19 protein-coding genes are annotated in these 19,522 nt (G+C 71.8%); 12 read left to right on the forward strand and 7 right to left on the reverse strand.

Features of this window, described 5'->3' with window-relative positions:
* Positions 1-23: 23 nt before the first annotated feature.
* Genes ASF17_RS04990 through ASF17_RS05005 form a run of 4 tightly spaced genes read left to right on the forward strand, consistent with a single transcriptional unit; the run spans position 24 to position 3,237 of the window.
* On the forward strand, positions 24-1,316 hold the full coding sequence (locus ASF17_RS04990) for a thymidine phosphorylase (RefSeq protein WP_055796024.1): 1,293 nt from the start codon (positions 24-26) through the stop codon (positions 1,314-1,316).
* A gap of 48 nt (positions 1,317-1,364) precedes the next feature.
* The gene (locus tag ASF17_RS04995; RefSeq protein ID WP_055796029.1) at positions 1,365-2,489 is read left to right on the forward strand and encodes an adenosine deaminase; all 1,125 of its coding nucleotides are present in this window, start codon (positions 1,365-1,367) and stop codon (positions 2,487-2,489) included.
* Between the two features lies 1 nt (position 2,490).
* A complete protein-coding gene (locus ASF17_RS05000; protein WP_055796032.1) occupies positions 2,491-2,937 on the forward strand; it encodes a PTS sugar transporter subunit IIA in 447 nt (148 codons plus the stop codon).
* 27 nt (positions 2,938-2,964) lie between these two features.
* Positions 2,965-3,237, forward strand: coding sequence for a PTS sugar transporter subunit IIB (locus ASF17_RS05005; RefSeq protein ID WP_055796035.1), 273 nt, complete (start codon positions 2,965-2,967; stop codon positions 3,235-3,237).
* Positions 3,238-3,304: 67 nt separating this feature from the next.
* Here the strand turns inward: ASF17_RS05005 and ASF17_RS05010 are convergent, their stop codons facing one another.
* The 4 genes from ASF17_RS05010 to ASF17_RS05025 form a co-directional block, all read right to left on the reverse strand.
* On the reverse strand, positions 3,305-4,987 hold the full coding sequence (locus ASF17_RS05010; RefSeq protein WP_055796037.1) for a phospho-sugar mutase: 1,683 nt from the start codon (positions 4,985-4,987) through the stop codon (positions 3,305-3,307).
* Positions 4,984-5,817 carry a purine-nucleoside phosphorylase gene (locus tag ASF17_RS05015; protein ID WP_055796042.1) on the reverse strand — a complete coding sequence of 278 codons (834 nt, stop codon included), beginning with the start codon at positions 5,815-5,817 and terminating at the stop codon, positions 4,984-4,986. Before ASF17_RS05015 ends, ASF17_RS05010 begins: the two co-directional genes overlap by 4 nt.
* A gap of 68 nt (positions 5,818-5,885) precedes the next feature.
* Positions 5,886-7,643 (reverse strand): acetyl/propionyl/methylcrotonyl-CoA carboxylase subunit alpha, encoded by a 1,758-nt coding sequence (locus tag ASF17_RS05020; protein ID WP_055796045.1) that lies wholly within the window; start codon positions 7,641-7,643, stop codon positions 5,886-5,888.
* 91 nt (positions 7,644-7,734) lie between these two features.
* Positions 7,735-8,412: a Maf family protein gene (locus ASF17_RS05025; protein ID WP_055796048.1), complete on the reverse strand. Its 678-nt coding sequence runs from the start codon at positions 8,410-8,412 to the stop codon at positions 7,735-7,737.
* A 26-nt stretch (positions 8,413-8,438) separates the two neighbouring features.
* On the opposite strand from ASF17_RS05025, the gene ASF17_RS05030 reads away from it, so the two are divergent.
* The 4 genes from ASF17_RS05030 to ASF17_RS05045 all read left to right on the forward strand — a co-directional run bounded on the left by ASF17_RS05030 (position 8,439) and on the right by ASF17_RS05045 (position 12,796).
* Positions 8,439-9,680, forward strand: a complete 1,242-nt coding sequence (locus ASF17_RS05030) for a class I SAM-dependent RNA methyltransferase (protein WP_055796053.1) — start codon at positions 8,439-8,441, stop codon at positions 9,678-9,680.
* 119 nt (positions 9,681-9,799) lie between these two features.
* A complete protein-coding gene (locus ASF17_RS05035; RefSeq protein WP_235476384.1) occupies positions 9,800-10,504 on the forward strand; it encodes a response regulator transcription factor in 705 nt (234 codons plus the stop codon).
* Positions 10,494-11,750 (forward strand): ATP-binding protein, encoded by a 1,257-nt coding sequence (locus ASF17_RS05040; RefSeq protein WP_055796062.1) that lies wholly within the window; start codon positions 10,494-10,496, stop codon positions 11,748-11,750. Before ASF17_RS05035 ends, ASF17_RS05040 begins: the two co-directional genes overlap by 11 nt.
* Positions 11,747-12,796, forward strand: a complete 1,050-nt coding sequence (locus tag ASF17_RS05045) for a hypothetical protein (RefSeq protein ID WP_055796064.1) — start codon at positions 11,747-11,749, stop codon at positions 12,794-12,796. The genes ASF17_RS05040 and ASF17_RS05045 overlap by 4 nt, the downstream gene beginning before the upstream one ends.
* Before the next feature lie 356 nt (positions 12,797-13,152).
* On the opposite strand, the gene ASF17_RS05050 is transcribed toward ASF17_RS05045, so the two are convergent.
* Positions 13,153-13,422, reverse strand: coding sequence for an acyl-CoA carboxylase epsilon subunit (locus ASF17_RS05050; protein WP_082475084.1), 270 nt, complete (start codon positions 13,420-13,422; stop codon positions 13,153-13,155).
* Positions 13,419-15,044 carry an acyl-CoA carboxylase subunit beta gene (locus tag ASF17_RS05055; RefSeq protein ID WP_055798243.1) on the reverse strand — a complete coding sequence of 542 codons (1,626 nt, stop codon included), beginning with the start codon at positions 15,042-15,044 and terminating at the stop codon, positions 13,419-13,421. Before ASF17_RS05055 ends, ASF17_RS05050 begins: the two co-directional genes overlap by 4 nt.
* 115 nt (positions 15,045-15,159) lie before the next feature.
* On the opposite strand from ASF17_RS05055, the gene ASF17_RS05060 reads away from it, so the two are divergent.
* The 3 genes from ASF17_RS05060 to ASF17_RS05070 are packed head-to-tail and all read left to right on the forward strand — an operon-like array spanning position 15,160 to position 17,825.
* A complete protein-coding gene (locus ASF17_RS05060; protein ID WP_055796066.1) occupies positions 15,160-15,939 on the forward strand; it encodes a biotin--[acetyl-CoA-carboxylase] ligase in 780 nt (259 codons plus the stop codon).
* Between the two features lie 4 nt (positions 15,940-15,943).
* A complete protein-coding gene (locus ASF17_RS05065; protein WP_235476385.1) occupies positions 15,944-16,483 on the forward strand; it encodes a PH domain-containing protein in 540 nt (179 codons plus the stop codon).
* A gap of 37 nt (positions 16,484-16,520) precedes the next feature.
* Entirely contained in the window at positions 16,521-17,825 is a 1,305-nt protein-coding gene (locus tag ASF17_RS05070) for a UDP-glucose dehydrogenase family protein (protein ID WP_055796068.1), read from the forward strand.
* Here ASF17_RS05070 and ASF17_RS05075 read toward each other — a convergent pair.
* Entirely contained in the window at positions 17,801-18,262 is a 462-nt protein-coding gene (locus ASF17_RS05075; RefSeq protein WP_055796072.1) for a GtrA family protein, read from the reverse strand. The genes ASF17_RS05070 and ASF17_RS05075 overlap by 25 nt on opposite strands.
* Positions 18,263-18,381: 119 nt before the next feature.
* Here ASF17_RS05075 and ASF17_RS05080 point away from each other — a divergent pair, with 119 nt between their 5' ends.
* Positions 18,382-19,509 (forward strand): 5-(carboxyamino)imidazole ribonucleotide synthase, encoded by a 1,128-nt coding sequence (locus tag ASF17_RS05080; protein ID WP_055796074.1) that lies wholly within the window; start codon positions 18,382-18,384, stop codon positions 19,507-19,509.
* Positions 19,510-19,522 lie beyond the last annotated feature (13 nt).

Here is a 19,522-nt window from a genome sequence, read left to right on the forward strand (position 1 = left end):
GCCGCCAGCACCGAAGGAGAACCATGACCACCATCGTCGAGCCGTTCGACACCGTCGACCTGATCCGCGTGAAGCGCGGTTCGGGTGAGCTGAGCACCGCGCAGATCGACTGGCTGATCGACGCGTACACGCGTGGCTACGTCGGTGACGAGCAGATGGCCGCGATGACGATGGCCATCTTCCTCAACGGCATGGAGCGGCGCGAGATCCGCGACATGACCCTCGCCATGATCCGCAGCGGCGAGACCATGGACTTCTCCGGTCTCGGCAAGACCACCGTCGACAAGCACTCGACCGGGGGAGTGGGCGACAAGATCACCCTGCCCCTGGCTCCGCTGGTCGCCTCGTTCGGCGTCGCCGTGCCGCAGCTGTCGGGTCGCGGACTCGGCCACACGGGCGGCACGCTCGACAAGCTGGAGTCGATCCCCGGCTGGCAGGCGTCGATCTCGAACGACAGGATGCGCGAGATCATGGCCGACAGCGGCGCCGTCGTCTGCGCGGCCGGGTCGGGACTCGCTCCCGCCGACGGCAAGCTCTACGCCCTGCGCGACATCACGGGGACGGTCGAGTGCATCCCCCTCATCGCGTCGTCGATCATGAGCAAGAAGATCGCCGAGGGCACGGCGGCCCTCGTGCTCGACGTGAAGTTCGGCTCGGGCGCGTTCATCCAGGACATCGAGCAGTCGCGCCTGCTGGCGCGCACCATGGTCGACCTCGGAACCGACGCGGGCGTGGCGACGACGGCGCTCCTGACCGACATGAACGTGCCGCTCGGACTGACGATCGGCAACGCCCTCGAGGTCCGCGAGTCCGTCGAGACGCTCGCGGGGGGCGGCCCGGCGGACATCCGCGAGCTGACCGTGGCGCTCGCCCGCGAGATGCTGGCCTCGGCGGGCCTGCCCGATGCGGACGTCGAGGCGGCCCTCGACGACGGCCGCGCGATGGACGCCTGGAACCGGATGATCCGCGCGCAGGGCGGCGACCCCGACGCGGCTCTGCCCACGGCCCGCGAGACGCAGGTCGTGACCGCCGACCGCTCGGGTTACGTGACGGAGCAGCACGCACTGCCCTTCGGGATCGCCGCCTGGCGTCTCGGCGCCGGGCGCGCTCGCAAGCAGGATCCCGTCCAGGCCGCAGCGGGCATCGAGCTGCACGCCAAGCCGGGCGACGCGGTCGTGGCGGGTCAGCCGCTCTTCACTCTGCACACCGACGAGCCCGAACGCTTCGAGCGGGCGCTCGAGGCGGTCGCCGGCGGATGGACGATCGGCGATGAGGCTCCGGCTTCCCGCTCGATCGTCGCGGAGCGCATCGCGTAGCAGCCGTCGTCCAGATCCGGGAGGCGCGCCACGAGTAGATTGAGCATCATGAGCGCACCGGACAAGGACTACCGCATGCCCGACGGCGGGCCGAAGATCGCCTCCCTCCCGAAGGTGTCGTTGCACGATCACCTCGACGGGGGACTCCGACCGGAGACGATCGTCGAGCTCGCCGCCGAGAGCGGGTTCGATCTGCCGGTCTCGGGCGGGGCCGACGCTCTCGACCGCTGGTTCGTCGAGTCGGCCTCGGCGGGCAACCTCCCCGACTACCTCGCCACGTTCGACGTGACCGTCGGCGTGATGCAGACCGCGGAGGCCCTCGAGCGGGTCGCTCGCGAGTTCGTCCTCGATCTCGCGGCCGACGGCGTGGTGCACGCCGAGGTCCGCTGGGCCCCCGAGCAGCATCTGCGTGGCGGCCTCTCCCTCGACGACGCCGTCGCGGCCGTGCAGTCGGGCGTCGACGACGCCGTCGACCAGCTCGCCGACGAGGGGCACGAGCTGTCGGTGGGGCAGATCCTCACCGCGCTCCGACACGAGAACCGGTCCCTCGAGATCGCGACCCTCGCGGTGCGGCACCGTGAGACGGGCGTCATCGGCTTCGACCTCGCCGGGCCCGAGGAGGGGCACCCGGCAGGAGGACACCGCGCGGCCTTCGACCTCCTGGCGCGCGAGTTCTTCCCCGTGACGGTGCACGCCGGCGAGGCGGACGGCCTCGACAGCATCCGGGGCGCGCTCCTCGACGGGCGGGCGCTCCGCCTCGGCCACGGTGTGCGCATCGCCGAGGACATCCGCGTGGTCCGCAACCGCGGGGATCAGACGACCGTCGAGCTCGGGCCGATCGCCTCGTGGGTCCGTGACCGCGAGATCGCGCTCGAGCTGTCGCCGCAGTCGAACCTGCAGACCGGTGCGATCTCCGCCTGGGGCTCCGACCTCGACGACCACCCCTTCGACCTGCTGTACCAGCTGGGCTACCGGGTCACGGTCAACACGGACAACCGCCTCATGAGCGCGACCAGCCTCAGCCGCGAGCTGGCGCTGCTCACGCAGGCCTTCGACTACTCGCTGTCCGACCTCCAGGCGTTCCAGCTCAACGCCGCCGCCGCGTCGTTCCTGCCCCTCGAGGACCGCGACGATCTCGCGGATCGCATCGCACGCGGCTTCGAGGGGGTCTGACATGGCGCTCCCCGCGCTGCCGGACAGCGCGATCGTCATCGCGTCGCCGGTCGACGACTGGCGCGCCGCCGTCGGCGTGGTCGGCGCCGCACTCGTGGCCTCGGGTGCCGCGCTCGAGGGCTACGGCGACGAGATGGTCCGCATGATCGACGAGCACGGCCCCTACGTGGTCATCGCGCCGGGGCTCGCCCTGGCTCACGCTCGCCCGGGCGACAGCGTGGTGCGCGACGGCCTCGCCGTGGTGACCCTCGCCGAACCCGTCCCCTTCGGCCATCCGCACAACGATCCCGTGTCGGTCGTGCTGGGGCTGGCGCTGCCGACGGTCGGCGCCCATCTCGAGTCCGTCGCCGATCTGGCGAACATCTTCAACGACGCGTCCGTCATCCCCGCGCTGGCGGCGGCCACGACGGCCGACGAGATCCGGCGTCTCATGGGCGTCCCGGCCTAGACCCGGTACCGACACGAAAGCGAACTGATGAAGATCGTCACCATCTGCGGAGCCGGCATCGGCAGCAGCGGAATCCTCAAGGTCAACGCCGAGCGCGTCCTGGCCCGACTCGACATCGAGGCCGACGTGGTCGCCGCCGACGTCGGCTCGATCCGGGATGTCGCCGACGACGCGCAGGTCATCCTGACCTCCGCCGAGTTCGTCGACGCGATCGGCAGCACCTTCGCGGACGTGATCGTGATCGTCAACCACTTCGACCAGCAGGAGCTCAGCGAGAAGCTGCAGAAGTCGTTGGGCTGAGCGCCCCTCGGCGCCTCTGACACGGGCACGACCGCGGGAACCCCTGCCGGTCGTGCCCGTGTGGTGCTCAGGACAGCAGTTCGCGCATCCCGGCGTCGAGGTCCGCGACCGAGGCCTCCGCCGTCGCACGGCGGGCTGCCGCGTCGCCCTCGGCGCTCGACGAGTCGATGTAGACCTTGAGCTTCGGCTCCGTCCCGCTCGGCCGGACGATGACCCGCGAGCCGTCGGTCAGCCAGTACCGCAGGATGTCCCCGGCGGGGAAGCCGCCGAAGCCGTCGCGGAAGTCGTCGATCCGGTCGACCCGATGCGAGCCGATGGCGGCCGGGGGAGCTGCACGGAGACGGGCGGTCAGGGCGCCGATCGTGGCGAGGTCGTCGACGCGGATCGAGACCTGCGCGGAGGCGTAGGCGCCGAACCGCTCGTCGAACGCCACCAGGTGCTCCGAGAGGCTCGAACCGGCGGTGTGCAGTTCCGTCGCCAGGGCGAGCAGATCGACCGCGGCCGAGATGCCGTCCTTGTCGCGGACGACGTCGGGATCGACGAGATAGCCGAGGGCCTCCTCGTAGCCGTAGAGGAGACCGCCGACCCGCGAGACCCACTTGAAGCCGGTGAGGGTGTCGGCGTAGTCGAGTCCGTAGACGCGAGCGATCTCGCGGAGCGCCGGAGACGAGACGATGCTCGCCGCGAGCGTGCCGTCGAGGTCGGCGGCCCGAGCACGTTCGGCCGCGCGCCAGCCGAGGACGGCGCCGACCTCGTTGCCGCTGAGTCGGCGCCATCCGCCGTCGGACGGGATGGCGACGGCGAGGCGGTCGGCGTCGGGATCGTTGGCGATGATGAGGTCGGCGCCGACGCGGTCGGCGGTCGCGAACGAGAGATCCATCGCGCCCGGCTCCTCCGGGTTGGGGAACGCCACGGTCGGGAAGTCCGCGTCGGGTGCGCTCTGCTCGCTGACGGGGATCGGCTCGGCGAAGCCCGCGGTCGCGAACACGCGGCGGGCGACCTCCCAGCCGACGCCGTGGAGGGCCGTGTAGACGACGCGCGGCTGACGGCCCGTCGGTGCGGTGCCGGCCACGGCAGCGGTCAGCCGGACGTACTCCATGACGAGATCGTCGCCGGCCTCGCTGAAGTCGGTCGAGCGGGGGATGCCGTCGGCGGACGACCTCGCGGCCTCCTCGATGCGATCCGCGATCTCCCCGTCGACGGGGGAGACGATCTGCGATCCGGCGTCGACGCCGCCGAGGTAGACCTTGTAGCCGTTGTCCTGGGGCGGGTTGTGACTCGCCGTGACCATCACGCCCGCGCTGACGTCGAGGTGACGGACGGCGAACGCCAGGACGGGGGTCGGCAGGGCCCGCGGCAGGATCGTGGCCCGCACCCCCGCCGCGGCCATGATCTCGGCGGTGTCGCGCGCGAACACGTCGGAGTTCTTGCGCCCGTCGTAGCCGATGACGATGGAGGGCTCGGTCTCGCGCCCTGTCAGGAACGCCGCGAAGCCCGCGGCCGCCTGGGCGACGAGGACGCGGTTCATGCGACGCGGCCCGGCTCCGAGGGCGCCGCGGAGACCTGCCGTTCCGAACTCGAGCCTGCCGTCGAACCGGTCGGCCAGATCAGCAGTCGCGTCGACGTCGCCCTCCCGCGCCCGCACGATGAGCGAGTCGAGCTCGTCACGCGTCTCGGGGTCGGGATCCTGGTCGCGCCACGCGGTCGCCGCCTCGAGGAGCGCGTCGCCCGTGAGCTCCGCCGCGGTCACAGGGCGGCCACGATGCGGGCGAGCAGGTCGCTGATGACGGGCTCGGCCTCGCGACCGGCCTCGAGCACCTCCTGGTGGCTGAGCGGGGTCGTCTGGATGCCCGCCGCGAGGTTGGTGATGAGGGACATCCCGAGGATCTCCATGCCCGCCTGTCGAGCGGCGATGGCTTCGAGCGCCGTCGACATGCCGACGATGTGACCGCCGATGGCCTTGGCCATCTGCACCTCGGCCGGGGTCTCGTAGTGGGGGCCGCGGAACTGCGTGTAGACGCCCTCGTCGAGGGAGGGGTCGATCGAGCGGGCGATCCCGCGCAGCCGGGCGGAGTAGAGATCCGTGAGATCGATGAACGTGGCGCCCTCGAGGGGCGAGTCGGCGGTGAGGTTGATGTGATCGCTGATCAGGACGGGCGTGCCCGGCTTCCAGGTCTCGCGGATGCCCCCGGCGCCGTTGGTCAGGATCATCGTCGTGGCGCCGGTCGCGGCGGCCGTCCGGACGCTGTGGACGACGCGTCGGACGCCGTGGTCCTCGTAGTAGTGCGTGCGGGCGCCGATGACCAGGGCGTGCTTGCCCGACGGGAGCAGGATGCTGCGGATCGAGCCGGTGTGGCCGACGACGGCCGACGCGCTGAATCCGGTGATCTCGGTGGCGGGGATGTCGGCGACCGTCTCGCCGATCAGGTCGGCGGCCTTGGCCCAGCCGCTCCCGAGCGTGAGGGCGATGTCGTGCCGGTCGACGCCGGTCCTCTCCGCGATCTCCGCCGCAGCGGTACGGGCGACCTCGAAGGGGTCGGCGGAGCGGTCGTCGAGCGGGTGCGTGGGTGTCTCGGACATGCCCACCACTCTAGAGTCTGCGACCCGGCCGCTCGGCCTGACCCGCGCCTCCTCGGCTCCGCGACCCCTCAGTCGATGCTGAGCAGGACGTGACCCGACGAGACCGTCTGGCCGACGGTCGCGTCGATGGCGGAGACGACGCCGTCGCGGTGGGCCGTGACGGGCTGCTCCATCTTCATGGCCTCGAGCACGAGCACGAGATCGCCCTTGACGACCTGCTGCCCCTCGGTGACGGCGAGCTTGACGACCGTCGCCTGCATGGGCGAGGTCACCGACGAGCCCGTGGCGGTGACGACGCCCGCACGCGACGCTCCCCGTCGCTTCGGAGCGGTCGCCGGAGGCGCGGTGCGGGCGCCGAGACCGGCGGGCAGCGACACCTCGATGCGCTTGCCGGCCACCTCGACGACGACGGTGGTGCGCTCGTCGTCCGTGCGCGGGGTGCCGGCCTCGCCGCTCCAGGCGGGGATGGTGTTCTCGAACTCGGTCTCGATCCAGCGGGTGTAGATCGAGAAGGGGGCGCCGTCGGCGGGTGCGAACGCCGGGTCGTCCACGATGACGCGGTGGAAGGGCAGCACGGTGGGGAGGCCGGCGACCTCGAACTCGGCGAGGGCGCGGCGCGACCGCTCGAGGGCCTCGTCGCGGGTGGCGCCGGTCACGATCAGCTTGGCGAGCAGCGAGTCGAAGGATCCGCTGATCTCGTCGCCGGCCTGGACCCCGCTGTCGACGCGGACGCCGGGCCCGCTGGGGGCCGTGAACACGTGGACGGGACCCGGGGCGGGCATGAACCCGCGGCCGGCGTCCTCGCCGTTGACCCGGAACTCGAACGAGTGCCCGCGGGCGATCGGGTCGTCGTAGTCGAGCACGCCGCCCTCCGCGAGCCGGAACTGCTCGCGGACGAGGTCGATGCCGGTGATCTCCTCGGACACGGGGTGCTCGACCTGCAGCCGGGTGTTGACCTCGAGGAACGAGACCGTGCCGTCCTTGCCGATCAGGAACTCGCACGTGCCGGCGCCGACGTAGCCGACCTCGCGGAGGATCGCCTTGGACGACTCGTACAGCTGCGTCGTCTGCTCGTCGGTCAGGAACGGAGCCGGGGCCTCCTCGACGAGCTTCTGGTGGCGGCGCTGCAACGAGCAGTCGCGGGTCGAGACGACGACGACGTTGCCGTGCTCGTCGGCGAGGCACTGCGTCTCGACGTGCCGCGGCTGGTCGAGGTACTTCTCGACGAAGCACTCGCCGCGTCCGAAGGCCGCGACGGCCTCGCGGGTGGCCGAGTCGAACATCTCCGCGACCTCGTCGCGGGTGCGGGCGACCTTGAGGCCGCGTCCGCCGCCGCCGAAGGCCGCCTTGATGGCGACGGGGAGACCGTGCTGGTCGACGAACTCGAGCACCTCGTCGGCCCCGGACACGGGGTTCAGCGTGCCCGGCGCGAGCGGGGCGCCGACGCGCTCGGCGATGTGCCGGGCGGAGACCTTGTCGCCGAGCTGCTCGATGGCCTCGGGCGACGGGCCGATCCAGATCAGGCCGGCGGACTGCACGGCGCGGGCGAAGTCGGCGTTCTCGGCGAGGAAGCCGTACCCGGGGTGGACCGCGTCCGCTCCGGAGCGACGTGCGACGGCGAGGATCTTGTCGATCACGAGATACGTCTCGGCGCTGGTCGTCCCGTCGAGGGCGTACGCCTCGTCGGCGAGTCGCGCGTGCTGCGCATCGCGATCCTGATCGGCGTAGACAGCGACGGAGCCGATGCCGCTGTCACGCGCGGCCCGGATCACCCGGACGGCGATCTCTCCACGGTTGGCGATGAGGACCTTGCTGATACGCGGCATAGTCCCTCAGCATATTGGGCGACCCTCACCCTTCTTTGGATGACGTGCACAAAAAGGCCCCGGAGGCGCGTGACGGGTCCTACAAGGCCGATCAGCCCGCCGACGTCCAGAGTTGGTGCCAGGGCACCCCGAATCCCCGCACCATCGAGCGCAGCTCGGGCAGCGAGAGCCCGACGACGGCGCTCGGCGTCCCGTCGATCCGGGTGATGAAGGCCGCCGCGCGCCCGTCGATGGTGAACGCCCCCGCGACCTCGAGCGGTTCGCCGGTCGCCACGTAGGCGGCGAGCTCGTCGGGGTCGAGGTCGTCAGCGAATGTGAGCTCGGCGCTCGCGACCCGCCCCGCGCCTCCCTCGGGGAACGCGTCGTCGCGGCGGGGTGCGCCGCCCCGGTGGTCGATCAGCCAGTGCCCCGACCAGAGGATGCCGTGGCCGATCTCGGCCATGCGTCGCCAGCGCTCGAGCGCGATGAGGGGGTCGTGCGGCTTCCCGTGCACCTCGCCGTCGAACTCGAAGGCGGAGTCGCCGCCGAGCACCAGACCGTCGAGGGCGCCCCCGTCGAGGCGGGTGTCGAGCACGGCCTCGGCCTTCGCCCGTGCCAGCAGCGCCACGGTCTCGGGGGCGGTGAGCGCACGCCCCGCCTCGGTCTCGGCGATAGCGACCGCGGCGTCCTCGTCGACGCCCGGGCTGATGAGGACGGGCTCGATGCCGGCAGCGCGCAGCAGCGACAACCGGGCCGGGGAGGTGCTCGCCAGGTAGAGGGGTACGGTCATGCCGACCAGCCTGTCAGACTCGTCGCATGGGAGACATGCTGGGCCGAGAGGTCGAACTGGACGTGACGGGCATCGCACACGGGGGGATCTCGGTCGCACGGCTCGACGGGCGCGTCGTGTTCGTGTCCGACACGCTGCCGGGCGAGCGCGTCGTCGCGCGCATCACCGAGGACCGCAAGAAGTCGTTCTGGCGGGCCGAGACCGTGGCCGTCACGACGCCGAGCGAGCACCGCCGACCGCACGTCTGGTCGGCGGCGGCGCTCGAGGTCGACCCCGCCCAGCGCGCCGGAGGAGCGGAGTTCGGTCACATCGAGCTGTCGCACCAGCGGGAGCTCAAGCGGCAGGTGCTCCGGGACGCCCTGACCCGCACGGGCGGGCTCGACGCCGAGCGGTCCGACGTCGAGGTCCGCGCGCTGCCCGGCGACGACGAGCGCGGCGGCACCGGCTGGCGCACCCGCGTGCGGCTGCACGTCGACGCCGACGGTCGCACCGGCCCCTACGCGGCCCGATCGCACACGGTCGTCCGCGTCGACGACCTGCCGCTCGCGACCCCCGAGCTGGTCGAGGCCGCCCCGCTCGGCGACTCGTTCCCGGGCGAGGCCCATGTGGACGTCCTGGCCCCGAGCGTCGGCGGCGCTCGACTCATCATCGGCGACCAGTCCCGCACGACGATCTACGAGACCGTCGGCGACCGCGAGTTCCGGCTCGACGATCGCGGCTTCTGGCAGGTGCACCGCGAGGCCGCCTCGACTCTCACCACCGCGGTGCAGCAGGCGATCCGACCCGACCTCTTCGATCCGAAGGCCGCGAACCTCGACCTCTACGGCGGCGTCGGTCTGCTCGCGGCGGCCGTCGGTGACGCCTTCGGCCCCGGGACGCGCATCACGAGCGTCGAGAGCGACGAGCGCGCCACCGAGCACGCGTCCGAGAACCTGGCCGACTGGCTCGGGGCGTCGGCGGTCACCGGGCGCGTCGAGCGGTGGATCCGTCAGACGGCCGCGCAGGCCGGTGCGCTCGAACGAGGTCGTCACAGCGCCTCGACGATCGTCCTCGACCCGCCGCGCTCGGGTGCGGGGCGCGAGGTCGTGACCGAGATCGCCGGTCTCGGCCCGGCGCAGATCGTGTACGTGGCCTGCGATCCGGTGGCCCTGGCCCGCGACATCGCGCTCTTCCGCGACCACGGGTACGACGTCGACGCCCTGAGCGCGTTCGACCTGTTCCCGAACACGCACCACGTCGAGACCGTCGCCCGACTCGTCCGGGTCTGATCGGCCCGGGAGGCGCCCGTCGGGGCGACTCCGGCGGCGGGGCGGTACCGCCGGTACGATGTCCGACGTGCACGCCCGGGATCTCAGGGACCCGGACGCACGTCGAGCGAAGGAACACCGTGTCAGAGACAGTGACGGATCCGAACACACCCGCCCCGACGACGTCGCCCGTGCGGGTCGCGATCGTCGACGACCACGAGTCCGTGCGTCTGGGCATCCAGGCGGCCTGTCAGAACGAGGGCTTCGAGGTCGTGCTGACGGCCGCCGGCGTGCAGGATCTCGTCGAGAACCTCGCAGGTCGTGAGGTCGACGTCGTGGTCCTCGACCTCTCGCTCGGCGACGGGTCGACGGTCACCGAGAACGTGAAGCGGGTGCAGGCGACCGGCTCGGCCGTGCTCGTGCACAGCATCGCCGACCGCGTCGCGTCGGTGCGCGAGGCCCTGGCCGCCGGGGCCGCCGGCGTGATCCCGAAGTCGTCCGCGACCAAGACCGTGATGGCGGCCGTCGCGACCGTCGCCCGGGGCGACGTGCTCAACAACCTGGAGTGGGCGAGCGCGATCGACGCCGACCGCGACTTCGCCAAGGCCCAGCTCGGGCGTCGCGAGCGCGAGATCCTGCACCTCTACGCCTCGGGTCTTCCGCTCAAGCTCGCGGCGCAGCAGCTCGGCATCGGCTACTCGACGGCGCGCGAGTACCTCGACCGCATCCGCGTGAAGTACGTCGAGGTCGGCCGCCCGGCGCCCACCAAGGTCGACCTCCTCCGTCGAGCGGTCGAGGACGGCATCCTGCCGGGCCTCGACGCGGACGGCGGGGATGGCCGCTGACCCGGCTCACGCCGGGCCGACACCACCGCTTCGTCCGTCACGCAACCCGATCAGCCGCGCGCTCCTCGAGAAGGTCGTCGGGCGCGTCGTCGGTGCCGCCGGCATCGTGTTCGGCCTGCAGACCGTCCCCGCGATGCTCGCTCAGATCGGCTCGATGCAGAGCGCCTGGGCATGGATCATCGGGGCGTCGGTCTTCGGGGGCTTCATCGCCGTCGCCGTCGCGAGCGTGGTCGTCCGCGGTGCCGAGACGGCGGCCGCCTTCGTCGCGGTCTCGTATCTGATCGCGCTGATCACCTGGCCTCTCGCCGTCACCGACCCGAGCGTCGTGCAGACCTCGGTGCCGTGGCTCTGGTATCTCTGCACCGTGGCGACGGCGGCCGCCGCCTACGCCTTCACGGCCTGGATCGCGGTCGGCTACCTCTTCGCGGCGCCTCTGGTCTACGGGCTCATCCGCCTGACCCCCTCAGGAGGCGCGGTCTCGTTCGCGCACGCCACCCTCGACGCGACCTACGCCGTGCTGCTCGGGGGAGCCGTGCTCATCCTCGTCGTGATCCTGCGTCAGGCCGCGGCGAACGTCGATGGCGCGCAGGCGCTGGCCGTGGCCCGGTACTCGTCCGCCATCCGCGAGCACGCGACGGAGCTCGAGCGGGTTCAGGTCGACGCCATCGTCCACGACAGCGTGCTGACGACGTTCATCCAGGCCGCCCGCGCCTACTCGCCGGAGGAGCGCGTGCTGGCGACGAACATGGCCCGGAACGCCATGGCGCATCTGGCGTCGGCCGCGGCTGCGACGCCGTTCGACGAGTCGACGACGTCTCTCGAGTCGATGCGCGACCGGCTGGTCACGGTCAGCGCCGAGATGGGCGTCGCCGTCGACCTCCGCGCCGAGGGGATCGGGGGCCGCTCGGTCCCGTCGGCCGCGGCGGAGGCCCTCTACAGCGCGGCCGTCCAGGCGTTCGTCAACAGCTCGCAGCACGCCGGCGACGATGCGGGCGTCCGTCGGTGGATCCGCCTCGCGGCCGGGCCGGAGGGCGGCGCCATCATCGAGGTCGGCGACACGGGGCGGGGATTCGACCCGTCGGGCGTTCCGGGTGAGCGGCTCGGGGTCCGGGTCTCGATCGTCGAGCGCCTCGGCAACGCCGGCGGGCGGGCGTGCATCGACTCGCGGCCCGGGGTCGGCACGGTGGTCCGGCTGCTCTGGCCGAGCGGCGAGATCACTCCGCCCATGCCGGGGTCGCTGTCATGAGGGTGCGGGTCCCGCGGTGGCTCATCGTCTCGCTCGCGGCCGTCTTCTCGTGCTACCACCTCGTGCTGGCGGCCGTCTCGCTCGACCGCTTCGACGATCCGTGGCCCGTGGCGGCCTGCATGATCGCCTACGCCGCGGCGACCGTGGCGGCGCTCTGGCCGAGCAGGCTCTCGGCGATGCCGGTCTGGATCGCCTCGTTCGCCCTGGCGGTCAGCATCGTCATCCCGCTGCAGATCACGTCTCAGCTCGATTCGGGTGACGAGAACGGGTACGCGACCTGGTACGTGGCCGCCATCGGAACACTGATGGTCATCGTCGCCACCCGTCGACGGCAGGCCTTCGCCTGGCTCGGGGTGGGCTTCATGGCGCTGCACGGAGCGGCGTGGAGCGGTTTCGACACGCTCGCGGACCTCGGCGTCATCGGCAGCGTCGTGTGGGTGGCCTTCGCCGCCTGGATGTCGTCGGCGCTGACGCGGGCGAGCCGCGAGACGAGGGAGTTCATCCTCGCGGAGCACGAGGCCGCCGACTGGCAGGCCGCTCAGGAGGCGCACGTCAACGAGAGGCAGTACCGCCTGCTGCAGACGGGCCGGACGGCGCGGCCGATGCTCGCCGCCATCGTCACCCAGGAGGGGGACCTGACACCCGAGCAGCGGCAGGAGTGCCTCAACCTCGAGGGGGCCATCCGGGACGAGATCCGCGGGCGGCGACTGCTCGACGACGACGTGCGGCGCGAGGTCATGTCGGCCCGACGGCGGGGGGCGGTCGTGAGCCTGCTCGACGAGGGCGGCCTGGACGACGTCCACGGGACGGATCTGCAACGGATCCACCGCACTCTCGCCGAGGCGCTGCGCGGATCGTCGGCGGATCGGATCATCGTCCGCACGGTGCCGGGGGGCGGCGACCACGCCGTGTCCGTGGTCGGACTGGGGTCGCCGGACCCGAGCTCGAGCGCGCTCGGGCGAGGGGTGGCGAGCGAGGCGGACGAGGACGACGACGACGACGAGGTCCAGCTCTGGCTGCAGATCCCCCGGACCGGCTCCGACTGAGTCGGTCCGTGCCACCGGGGAAAGCAGAAGGGCCGGACGTGAGTCCGGCCCTTCGCAAGATTTCGGATCAGGGCGGCAACCCGAATGCCGCCCTGACCCGCCCCCGAATGAGAACCCGCTTACCCTAGTTGGTTCTCAAACGGTGGTGCGACTCGAAGAGTTACACCTAGCACGACCAATGATGCCCGCCGGAACCCGAAGTGCAAAGTCGACATTTAGGGGGACAACCAGGGGACGATAGCTCCGTCTACCCCTGTTCGGGTGGGCAGCGCTGAGCGGATCGGACCGGGGACCGACCCCCATGGCGTCTCCGCCCCGGGGGACAAGAGGTCCACCGAGCACGTCTCCGGTGGTCGTCAGCCCGAGAAGGAGCGCCACTGGCCGGGCCCCGAGGTCGACGGCCCCCGGGGTCGGCGTCGCGATCGGGACCAGGCGGACTCGGTCGCGGGTGCGGCGCGGACCGCCCGCTCGGCCTCGGCCTCGACCGCGCGCGCGGCCAGGACCGCCGCGACGGCCGCCAGCTCGGCGTCGGTCGGACGGCCTGAGACGACGCGCAGCACCTCCGACGCGGATCGGTCGTCGTGCCGATCGTCCTCGTCGGGCAGAGCCGCGTGACGGCCGGTCACAGGGGGATGTTCCCGTGCTTCTTGGGCGGCTGCACGGCCCGCTTCGTGCGGAGCGCGCGAAGGGCCTTGACGACGGCCACGCGGGTGGCGGACGGCTCGATGACGCCGTCGAGCTCGCCTCGCTCCGCGGCCAGGAACGGGCTCGCCACGTTGTAGGTGTACTCCTTGGCCAGTCGGCTCCGGACGGCGGCGACGTCCTCGCCGGCGGCCTCGGCGGCCTTGATCTCGTTGCGGTACAGGATGTTGACGGCGCCCTGGCCGCCCATGACGGCGATCTCCGCGGTCGGCCAGGCGAGGTTGATGTCGGCCCCGAGCTGCTTGGATCCCATGACGATGTACGCCCCGCCGTACGCCTTGCGCGTGATGACGGTCACGAGCGGCACGGTGGCCTCGGCGTAGGCGTAGAGCAGCTTGGCGCCGCGGCGGATGACGCCGGTCCACTCCTGGTCGGTGCCGGGCAGGTAGCCGGGGACGTCCACGAGCGTCAGGATCGGGATGCCGAAGGCGTCGCAGAAGCGGACGAAACGGCTGGCCTTCTCGCCCGCCTCGATGTTGAGGGTGCCGGCCATGGCCGACGGCTGGTTCGCGATGATGCCGACGGAGCGGCCCTCGACGCGGCCGAAGCCGATCACGATGTTCGGCGCGAAGAGGGGCTGCACCTCGAGGAACTCGCCGTCGTCCACGACGTGCTCGATGACGGTCATCACGTCGTACGGCTGATTGGGGCTGTCGGGGATCAGGGTGTCGAGCGCCCGGTCGTGGTCGGTCGTCTCGAGCTCGACGGTCCGCTCGAAGACCTGAGGCTCGGAGAGGTTGTTGTCGGGCAGGTACGACAGCAGCGACCGGGCGTAGTCGAGAGCGTCGTCCTCGTCGCTCGCGAGGTAGTGCGAGACCCCGCTGACCTTGTTGTGGGTCAATGCGCCGCCGAGCTCCTCGAAGCCGACGTCCTCGCCGGTGACGGTCTTGATGACGTCGGGCCCGGTCACGAACATGTGGCTGGTCTTGTCGACCATGATGACGAAGTCGGTGAGCGCGGGGGAGTACACCGCGCCTCCTGCCGCCGGGCCCATGATGAGCGAGATCTGCGGGATGACACCCGAGGCCGCCGTGTTGAGGCGGAAGATCTCGCCGTACTTGCCGAGCGCGACGACCCCTTCCTGGATGCGGGCCCCGCCGGAGTCGAGGATCCCGAGGATCGGCACACCCGTCTTCAGGGCGAGCTCCATGACCTTGATGATCTTCTCGCCCGCCACCTCGCCGAGCGAGCCGCCGAAGATCGTGAAGTCCTGGCTGTAGACGGCGACCTGGCGACCGTGGATGGTGCCGGTGCCGGTCACGACGGCGTCGCCGTAGGGGCGCTTGGCCTCCATGCCGAAGGCGTGGGTGCGGTGACGGACGAACTCGTCCAGCTCGACGAACGAACCGGGGTCGAGCAGCTGATCGATGCGCTCGCGCGCCGTCTTCTTGCCCTTCGCGTGCTGCTTGGCGACGGCGGCCTCGCCGCTGGCCGTCACGGCCTCGTGGTATCTCGCCCTGAGGTCGGCCAGTTTGCCTGCCGTGGTGTGCAGGTCGGGCTGGGCGCTGGCGGTCGTCTCGGGGGAGGGCGTCGTGTCGGAGGTCACGAGCCTCACTCTACTGATCGCTCCGTCTCGAGCCGTTGGAGGTTTCCACGCGTGCGAGGGGTCGACGATGGTGGGTTCCGTGCACCGTCCGGGTTCGTCCGCCTAGGCTGTCGCGGTGACCTTCCCCCTCAGCTCGGCGCTCGCCCCGACCTTCGAGCACGTCGAGACGACCGGGTCGACCAACGCCGACCTCGTCGATCGCGAGCCCGCTCGGCACGGCGACGTCGTCGCCACCCTCCGCCAGACCGCGGGGCGGGGTCGCCTCGACCGCTCGTGGGTCGCGCCGACCGATCAGACCCTCGCCGCCAGCGTCCTGCTCGACCCGAGCGGGCTCGTCGCGGAGTCCCGCGGCTGGGTGCCCCTGCTCGCCGGTGCGGCGATGCGCGCCTCCCTGGCGTCCCTGGTGGCGGAGACGGGGGGCGTCGTGGGGCTGAAGTGGCCCAACGACGTCCAGATCGACGGTCGGAAGGTCTGCGGCGTGCTGGCCCAGGCCCGGTCCGACGGCGGGATCGTCGTCGGCGTCGGGGTGAATCTGACCGTGCCGGCCGACCGGCTGCCGACCGCGACCGCGACCTCCCTCGTCCTCCACGGGGCGGAGGGCGACGCGCTGACGCTGGCCGATCGCGTGCTCTCGTCGTTCCTCGCCGACCTGCTCCCCGCGTTCGACGCCCTGGTCGCGGCAGGGGGCGACGCGCGGGCGTCGGGGCTCCACGCCCGCGCCGAGGCGGAGTGCTCGACGCTCGGACGCGACGTGCGGGTGGAGCTGCCGGGCGGCGCGGATCTGCACGGGATCGCCGTGGGGCTCGACGGCGTCGGCCGGCTGATCGTCCGCCCCGCATCCGGCGACGACGTGGCGGTGTCCTCGGGCGACGTCACCCATCTGCGCTATGAATGACCCCATGAGCTCCGTCGACCCGCAGACGCCCGAGGTCGTCGTGGCGAGGCTCAGGCCGCACGCCCGGGTCATGTTCTGGCCGAGCGTCGCCCTGCTGGCCGTGTGCGCGGGGGCGGGCTATCTCGGTGGCCGCTTCGAGGCCGACTGGCAGAACCAGCTGGTGCTCGCCCTCGCCGGGCTCGCGATCGTGCTGCTCTGGCTGGTGCCTCTGCTCGTCTGGATGGGGCGGCACTACGTCATCACGACGAGACGGATCATCCTGCGGCGGGGTCTCCTGGTCAGGACGCGTCAGGAGCTCCTGCACAGTCGCGGCTACGATCTCACGGTCAGGAAGAACGGCGTGCAGAGCCTGTTCCGCAGCGGCGACGTGCTGATCAACAGCGGCCTCGATCGGCCGATCGTGTTGTGGGACGTGCCGGGCGCGGACCTCGTGCAGTCGACGCTTCACGACATGATGGAACAGAACACGGACTTCGTCGCCCGGCGACGTCACCACGACCAGTCGGCCACGGCCGACGGGTCTGCCCTCGGGAACGGCGACTAGACCCGTTCCGCCCCACGAACGACAAAAGGTGTCACCAATGCGTATTTCTGTGATCGGTTGCGGCTACCTCGGCGCCGTGCACGCGGCCTGCATGGCCGAGCTCGGACACGAGGTCGTCGGCATCGACGTCGACGAGCACAAGGTCTCCGAGCTGGCCGCGGGTCGCGCCCCGTTCTTCGAGCCCGGGCTCCCGGAGGTCCTCGGACGCGCCCTCGAGTCGGGCCGCCTCCGGTTCTCGACCGACCTGGCCGACGCCGCCGGGGCCGAGGTCCACTTCGTCGCCGTCGGGACCCCGCAGACCAAGGGCAGCCACGCCGCCGACCTCACCTACGTGAACGCGGCCGTCGAGGGGCTGCTGCCCCACCTCTCGGACGGCGACCTCGTCGTCGGCAAGTCGACGGTTCCCGTCGGGACGGCCACGCGCCTCGCCGACGTCGTCCGCGCCTCCTCGGGGGCCGACCTGGCCTGGAACCCCGAGTTCCTCCGCGAGGGGTTCGCCGTGAAGGACACCCTCACCCCCGACCGCTTCGTCTACGGCGTGGCTCCCGGGGAGGCCGGAGAGCGCGCCACCGCGCAGCTCGACGAGGTGTACTCCACCGCCCTCGCCGCCGAGACCCCCCGCCTGGTCACCGACTACGCGACCGCCGAGCTGGTGAAGGTCTCCGCGAACGCCTTCCTGGCGACGAAGATCTCGTTCATCAACGCCATGGCCGAGGTGGCCGAGGCCACCGGCGCCGACGTGACGCAGCTCGCCGACGCGATCGGCTACGACGCGCGGATCGGCCGCCGCTTCCTCAACGCCGGTATCGGCTTCGGAGGCGGCTGCCTGCCGAAGGACATCCGCGCCTTCCAGGCTCGCGCCGACGAGCTCGGCCTCGACTCGCTCGCGTTCCTCGCCGACGTCGACGCCATCAACCTCCGCCGTCGGGACCGCGTGGTCGCGCTCGCCGAGCAGCTCGTCGGCGACGTCTCCGGAGCCCGGGTGGCCGTCCTGGGTCTCGCGTTCAAGCCGAACAGCGATGACATCCGCGACTCGCCCGCCCTCGACGTCGCCCGTCGCCTCCGCGCCGCCGGCGCCGTCGTCACCGCCTACGACCCCGAGGCGAACCACACCGCGTCGCGCATCGCCCCCGAGCTCGACTACGTCGACGACGTCGAGTCCGCCCTCCGCGACGCGGACGTCGCCCTGGTGCTGACCGAGTGGACCGAGTTCCGCGAACTCGACCCCGCCGTGGTCTCGGGTCTCATGGCGCACGCTCGGGTCGTCGACGGTCGCAACACGCTCGACGTCGCCGCCTGGCGCGGCGCCGGCTTCGACTACCGGGGGCTCGGCCGCCCCTGATCGATCACTCCGACGCGCTCGGGATGGAACACCCAGAGCTTGTAGAGCGTGAATCGGAAGACCGAGCCGAGGGCCAGGCCGATGACGTTGGTCGACAGATTGTCGGCGGCGGCCGACGTGAAGCCCAGGAGGTAGTGCGACACCCCGAGGCAGGCCAGGCCGATGAGCAGCCCGCCGAGGGCGACGGCGAAGAACTCCAGGGCCTCGCGGAGGGCGTGGCTGCGCCGGGTCGCCCGGAACGTCCAGTACCGGTTGCCGAGCCAGACGACGACGATCGCGATGACGCCGGAGGCGACCTTGGCGAGGATCGGGCCGGCTTCGACCCGGTCGGGCTCGAAGACCGTCGCGCGGAAGAGGTTGAACAGGCCGAGGTCGACGACGACCCCGAGGGCGCCGACGGTCCCGTAGCGGGCGAGCTGCAGAGCGAGCCGGCGCATGCGCCTCCTCGAGGATTCGGCCAAGATGGGGAGGGCTCGACGAGCCCCGAAGATCGTACCGCCGCCCCGTCGACCCGGCCCCCCGCCGGATCGAGGGGCGCCAGCACCGAGGAGAGACCATGGCCTACCGCGTCGGAGTGATCGGAGGCGGCCAGCTCGCCCGGATGATGGTGCCCCCGGCCGTCCACCTCGGGATCGACATCCGCGTGCTCGCCGAGGTCGAGGGCAGCTCCGCCCGTCTCGCGGCGACGGGGGTCGGCGACTACCACGACGTCGCGACGGTGATCGACTTCGCCCGCGACGTCGACGCCGTGACCTTCGATCACGAGCACGTGCCGCAGGACGTCCTGGCGGCCCTCGTCGCGGCGGGCGTCGCCGTCCACCCCTCGCCCGAGGCGCTCGCCGTCGCGCAGGACAAGATCGTGATGCGCCGCCGACTGACCGAGCTCGGCCTGCCGGTTCCCGACTGGGACGCCGTCCGCGACACGGCCTCGCTCGACGCGTTCCTGGCCGACCACGGCGGCCGTGCGGTGGTCAAGACGGCTCGGGGCGGCTACGACGGCAAGGGGGTCCGCGTCGTCCGGGCCGCCCACGAGGCCGATGACTGGTTCGCGCAGCTCGCCGAGGGCGAGGCGCTCCTCGTCGAGGAGCTCGTCGAGTTCCGTCGCGAGCTCGCGCAGTCGGTCGCCCGCCGGACGAGCGGCGAGATCGTCGCATGGCCGCTGGTCGAGAGCATCCAGCGCGACGGCGTGTGCGCCGAGGTGATCGCCCCGGCGCCGGGGAGCGCCGGACGCCTGGCCGAGACCGCCGAGGCCCTCGCCCGCACGATCGCCGAGCGGCTCGGCGTGACCGGTGTGCTGGCCGTCGAGCTCTTCGAGACCGTCGACGACCGTCTCCTCGTCAACGAGCTCGCCATGCGCCCGCACAACACGGGGCACTGGACCATCGACGGATCGACGACCAGCCAGTTCGAGCAGCACCTCCGCGCCGTCCTCGACCTGCCGCTCGGCGACACGAGCGCGCACGAGCCGTGGAGCGTCATGGTGAACGTGCTCGGCGGCCCCCGCGAGGGCTCGTTGGCCGACCGGCTCCCGGCGCTGATGGCCCACCAGCCGGCGGTCAAGGTGCACGACTACGGCAAGGACCCTCGACCGGGTCGCAAGGTCGGCCACGTCACCGCGACCGGTGACGACCTCGACGAGGCCACCTACCGGGCGCGCGCCGGTGCGGCGTTCTTCGAGGGCTGACGCTATCCTCTAG

Origin of the sequence: Frigoribacterium sp. Leaf263, assembly GCF_001422285.1 — a bacterium.
Classification (GTDB): Bacteria; Actinomycetota; Actinomycetes; order Actinomycetales; family Microbacteriaceae; genus Frigoribacterium.

What these genes read in the sequence shown, in the direction of transcription:
- ASF17_RS05000 (WP_055796032.1), top strand. Translation starts at nt 2,491, where the DNA reads ATGGCGCTCCCCGCGCTGCCGGACAGCGCGATCGTCATCGCGTCGCCG.
- ASF17_RS04990 (WP_055796024.1), top strand. Translation starts at nt 24, where the DNA reads ATGACCACCATCGTCGAGCCGTTCGACACCGTCGACCTGATCCGCGTG.
- ASF17_RS05040 (WP_055796062.1), top strand. Translation starts at nt 10,494, where the DNA reads ATGGCCGCTGACCCGGCTCACGCCGGGCCGACACCACCGCTTCGTCCG.
- ASF17_RS05005 (WP_055796035.1), top strand. Translation starts at nt 2,965, where the DNA reads ATGAAGATCGTCACCATCTGCGGAGCCGGCATCGGCAGCAGCGGAATC.
- ASF17_RS05030 (WP_055796053.1), top strand. Translation starts at nt 8,439, where the DNA reads ATGGGAGACATGCTGGGCCGAGAGGTCGAACTGGACGTGACGGGCATC.
- ASF17_RS05045 (WP_055796064.1), top strand. Translation starts at nt 11,747, where the DNA reads ATGAGGGTGCGGGTCCCGCGGTGGCTCATCGTCTCGCTCGCGGCCGTC.
- ASF17_RS05080 (WP_055796074.1), top strand. Translation starts at nt 18,382, where the DNA reads ATGGCCTACCGCGTCGGAGTGATCGGAGGCGGCCAGCTCGCCCGGATG.
- ASF17_RS05075 (WP_055796072.1), bottom strand. Translation starts at nt 18,262, where the DNA reads ATGCGCCGGCTCGCTCTGCAGCTCGCCCGCTACGGGACCGTCGGCGCC.
- ASF17_RS05015 (WP_055796042.1), bottom strand. Translation starts at nt 5,817, where the DNA reads ATGTCCGAGACACCCACGCACCCGCTCGACGACCGCTCCGCCGACCCC.
- ASF17_RS05020 (WP_055796045.1), bottom strand. Translation starts at nt 7,643, where the DNA reads ATGCCGCGTATCAGCAAGGTCCTCATCGCCAACCGTGGAGAGATCGCC.
- ASF17_RS04995 (WP_055796029.1), top strand. Translation starts at nt 1,365, where the DNA reads ATGAGCGCACCGGACAAGGACTACCGCATGCCCGACGGCGGGCCGAAG.
- ASF17_RS05070 (WP_055796068.1), top strand. Translation starts at nt 16,521, where the DNA reads ATGCGTATTTCTGTGATCGGTTGCGGCTACCTCGGCGCCGTGCACGCG.
- ASF17_RS05025 (WP_055796048.1), bottom strand. Translation starts at nt 8,412, where the DNA reads ATGACCGTACCCCTCTACCTGGCGAGCACCTCCCCGGCCCGGTTGTCG.
- ASF17_RS05065 (WP_235476385.1), top strand. Translation starts at nt 15,944, where the DNA reads ATGAGCTCCGTCGACCCGCAGACGCCCGAGGTCGTCGTGGCGAGGCTC.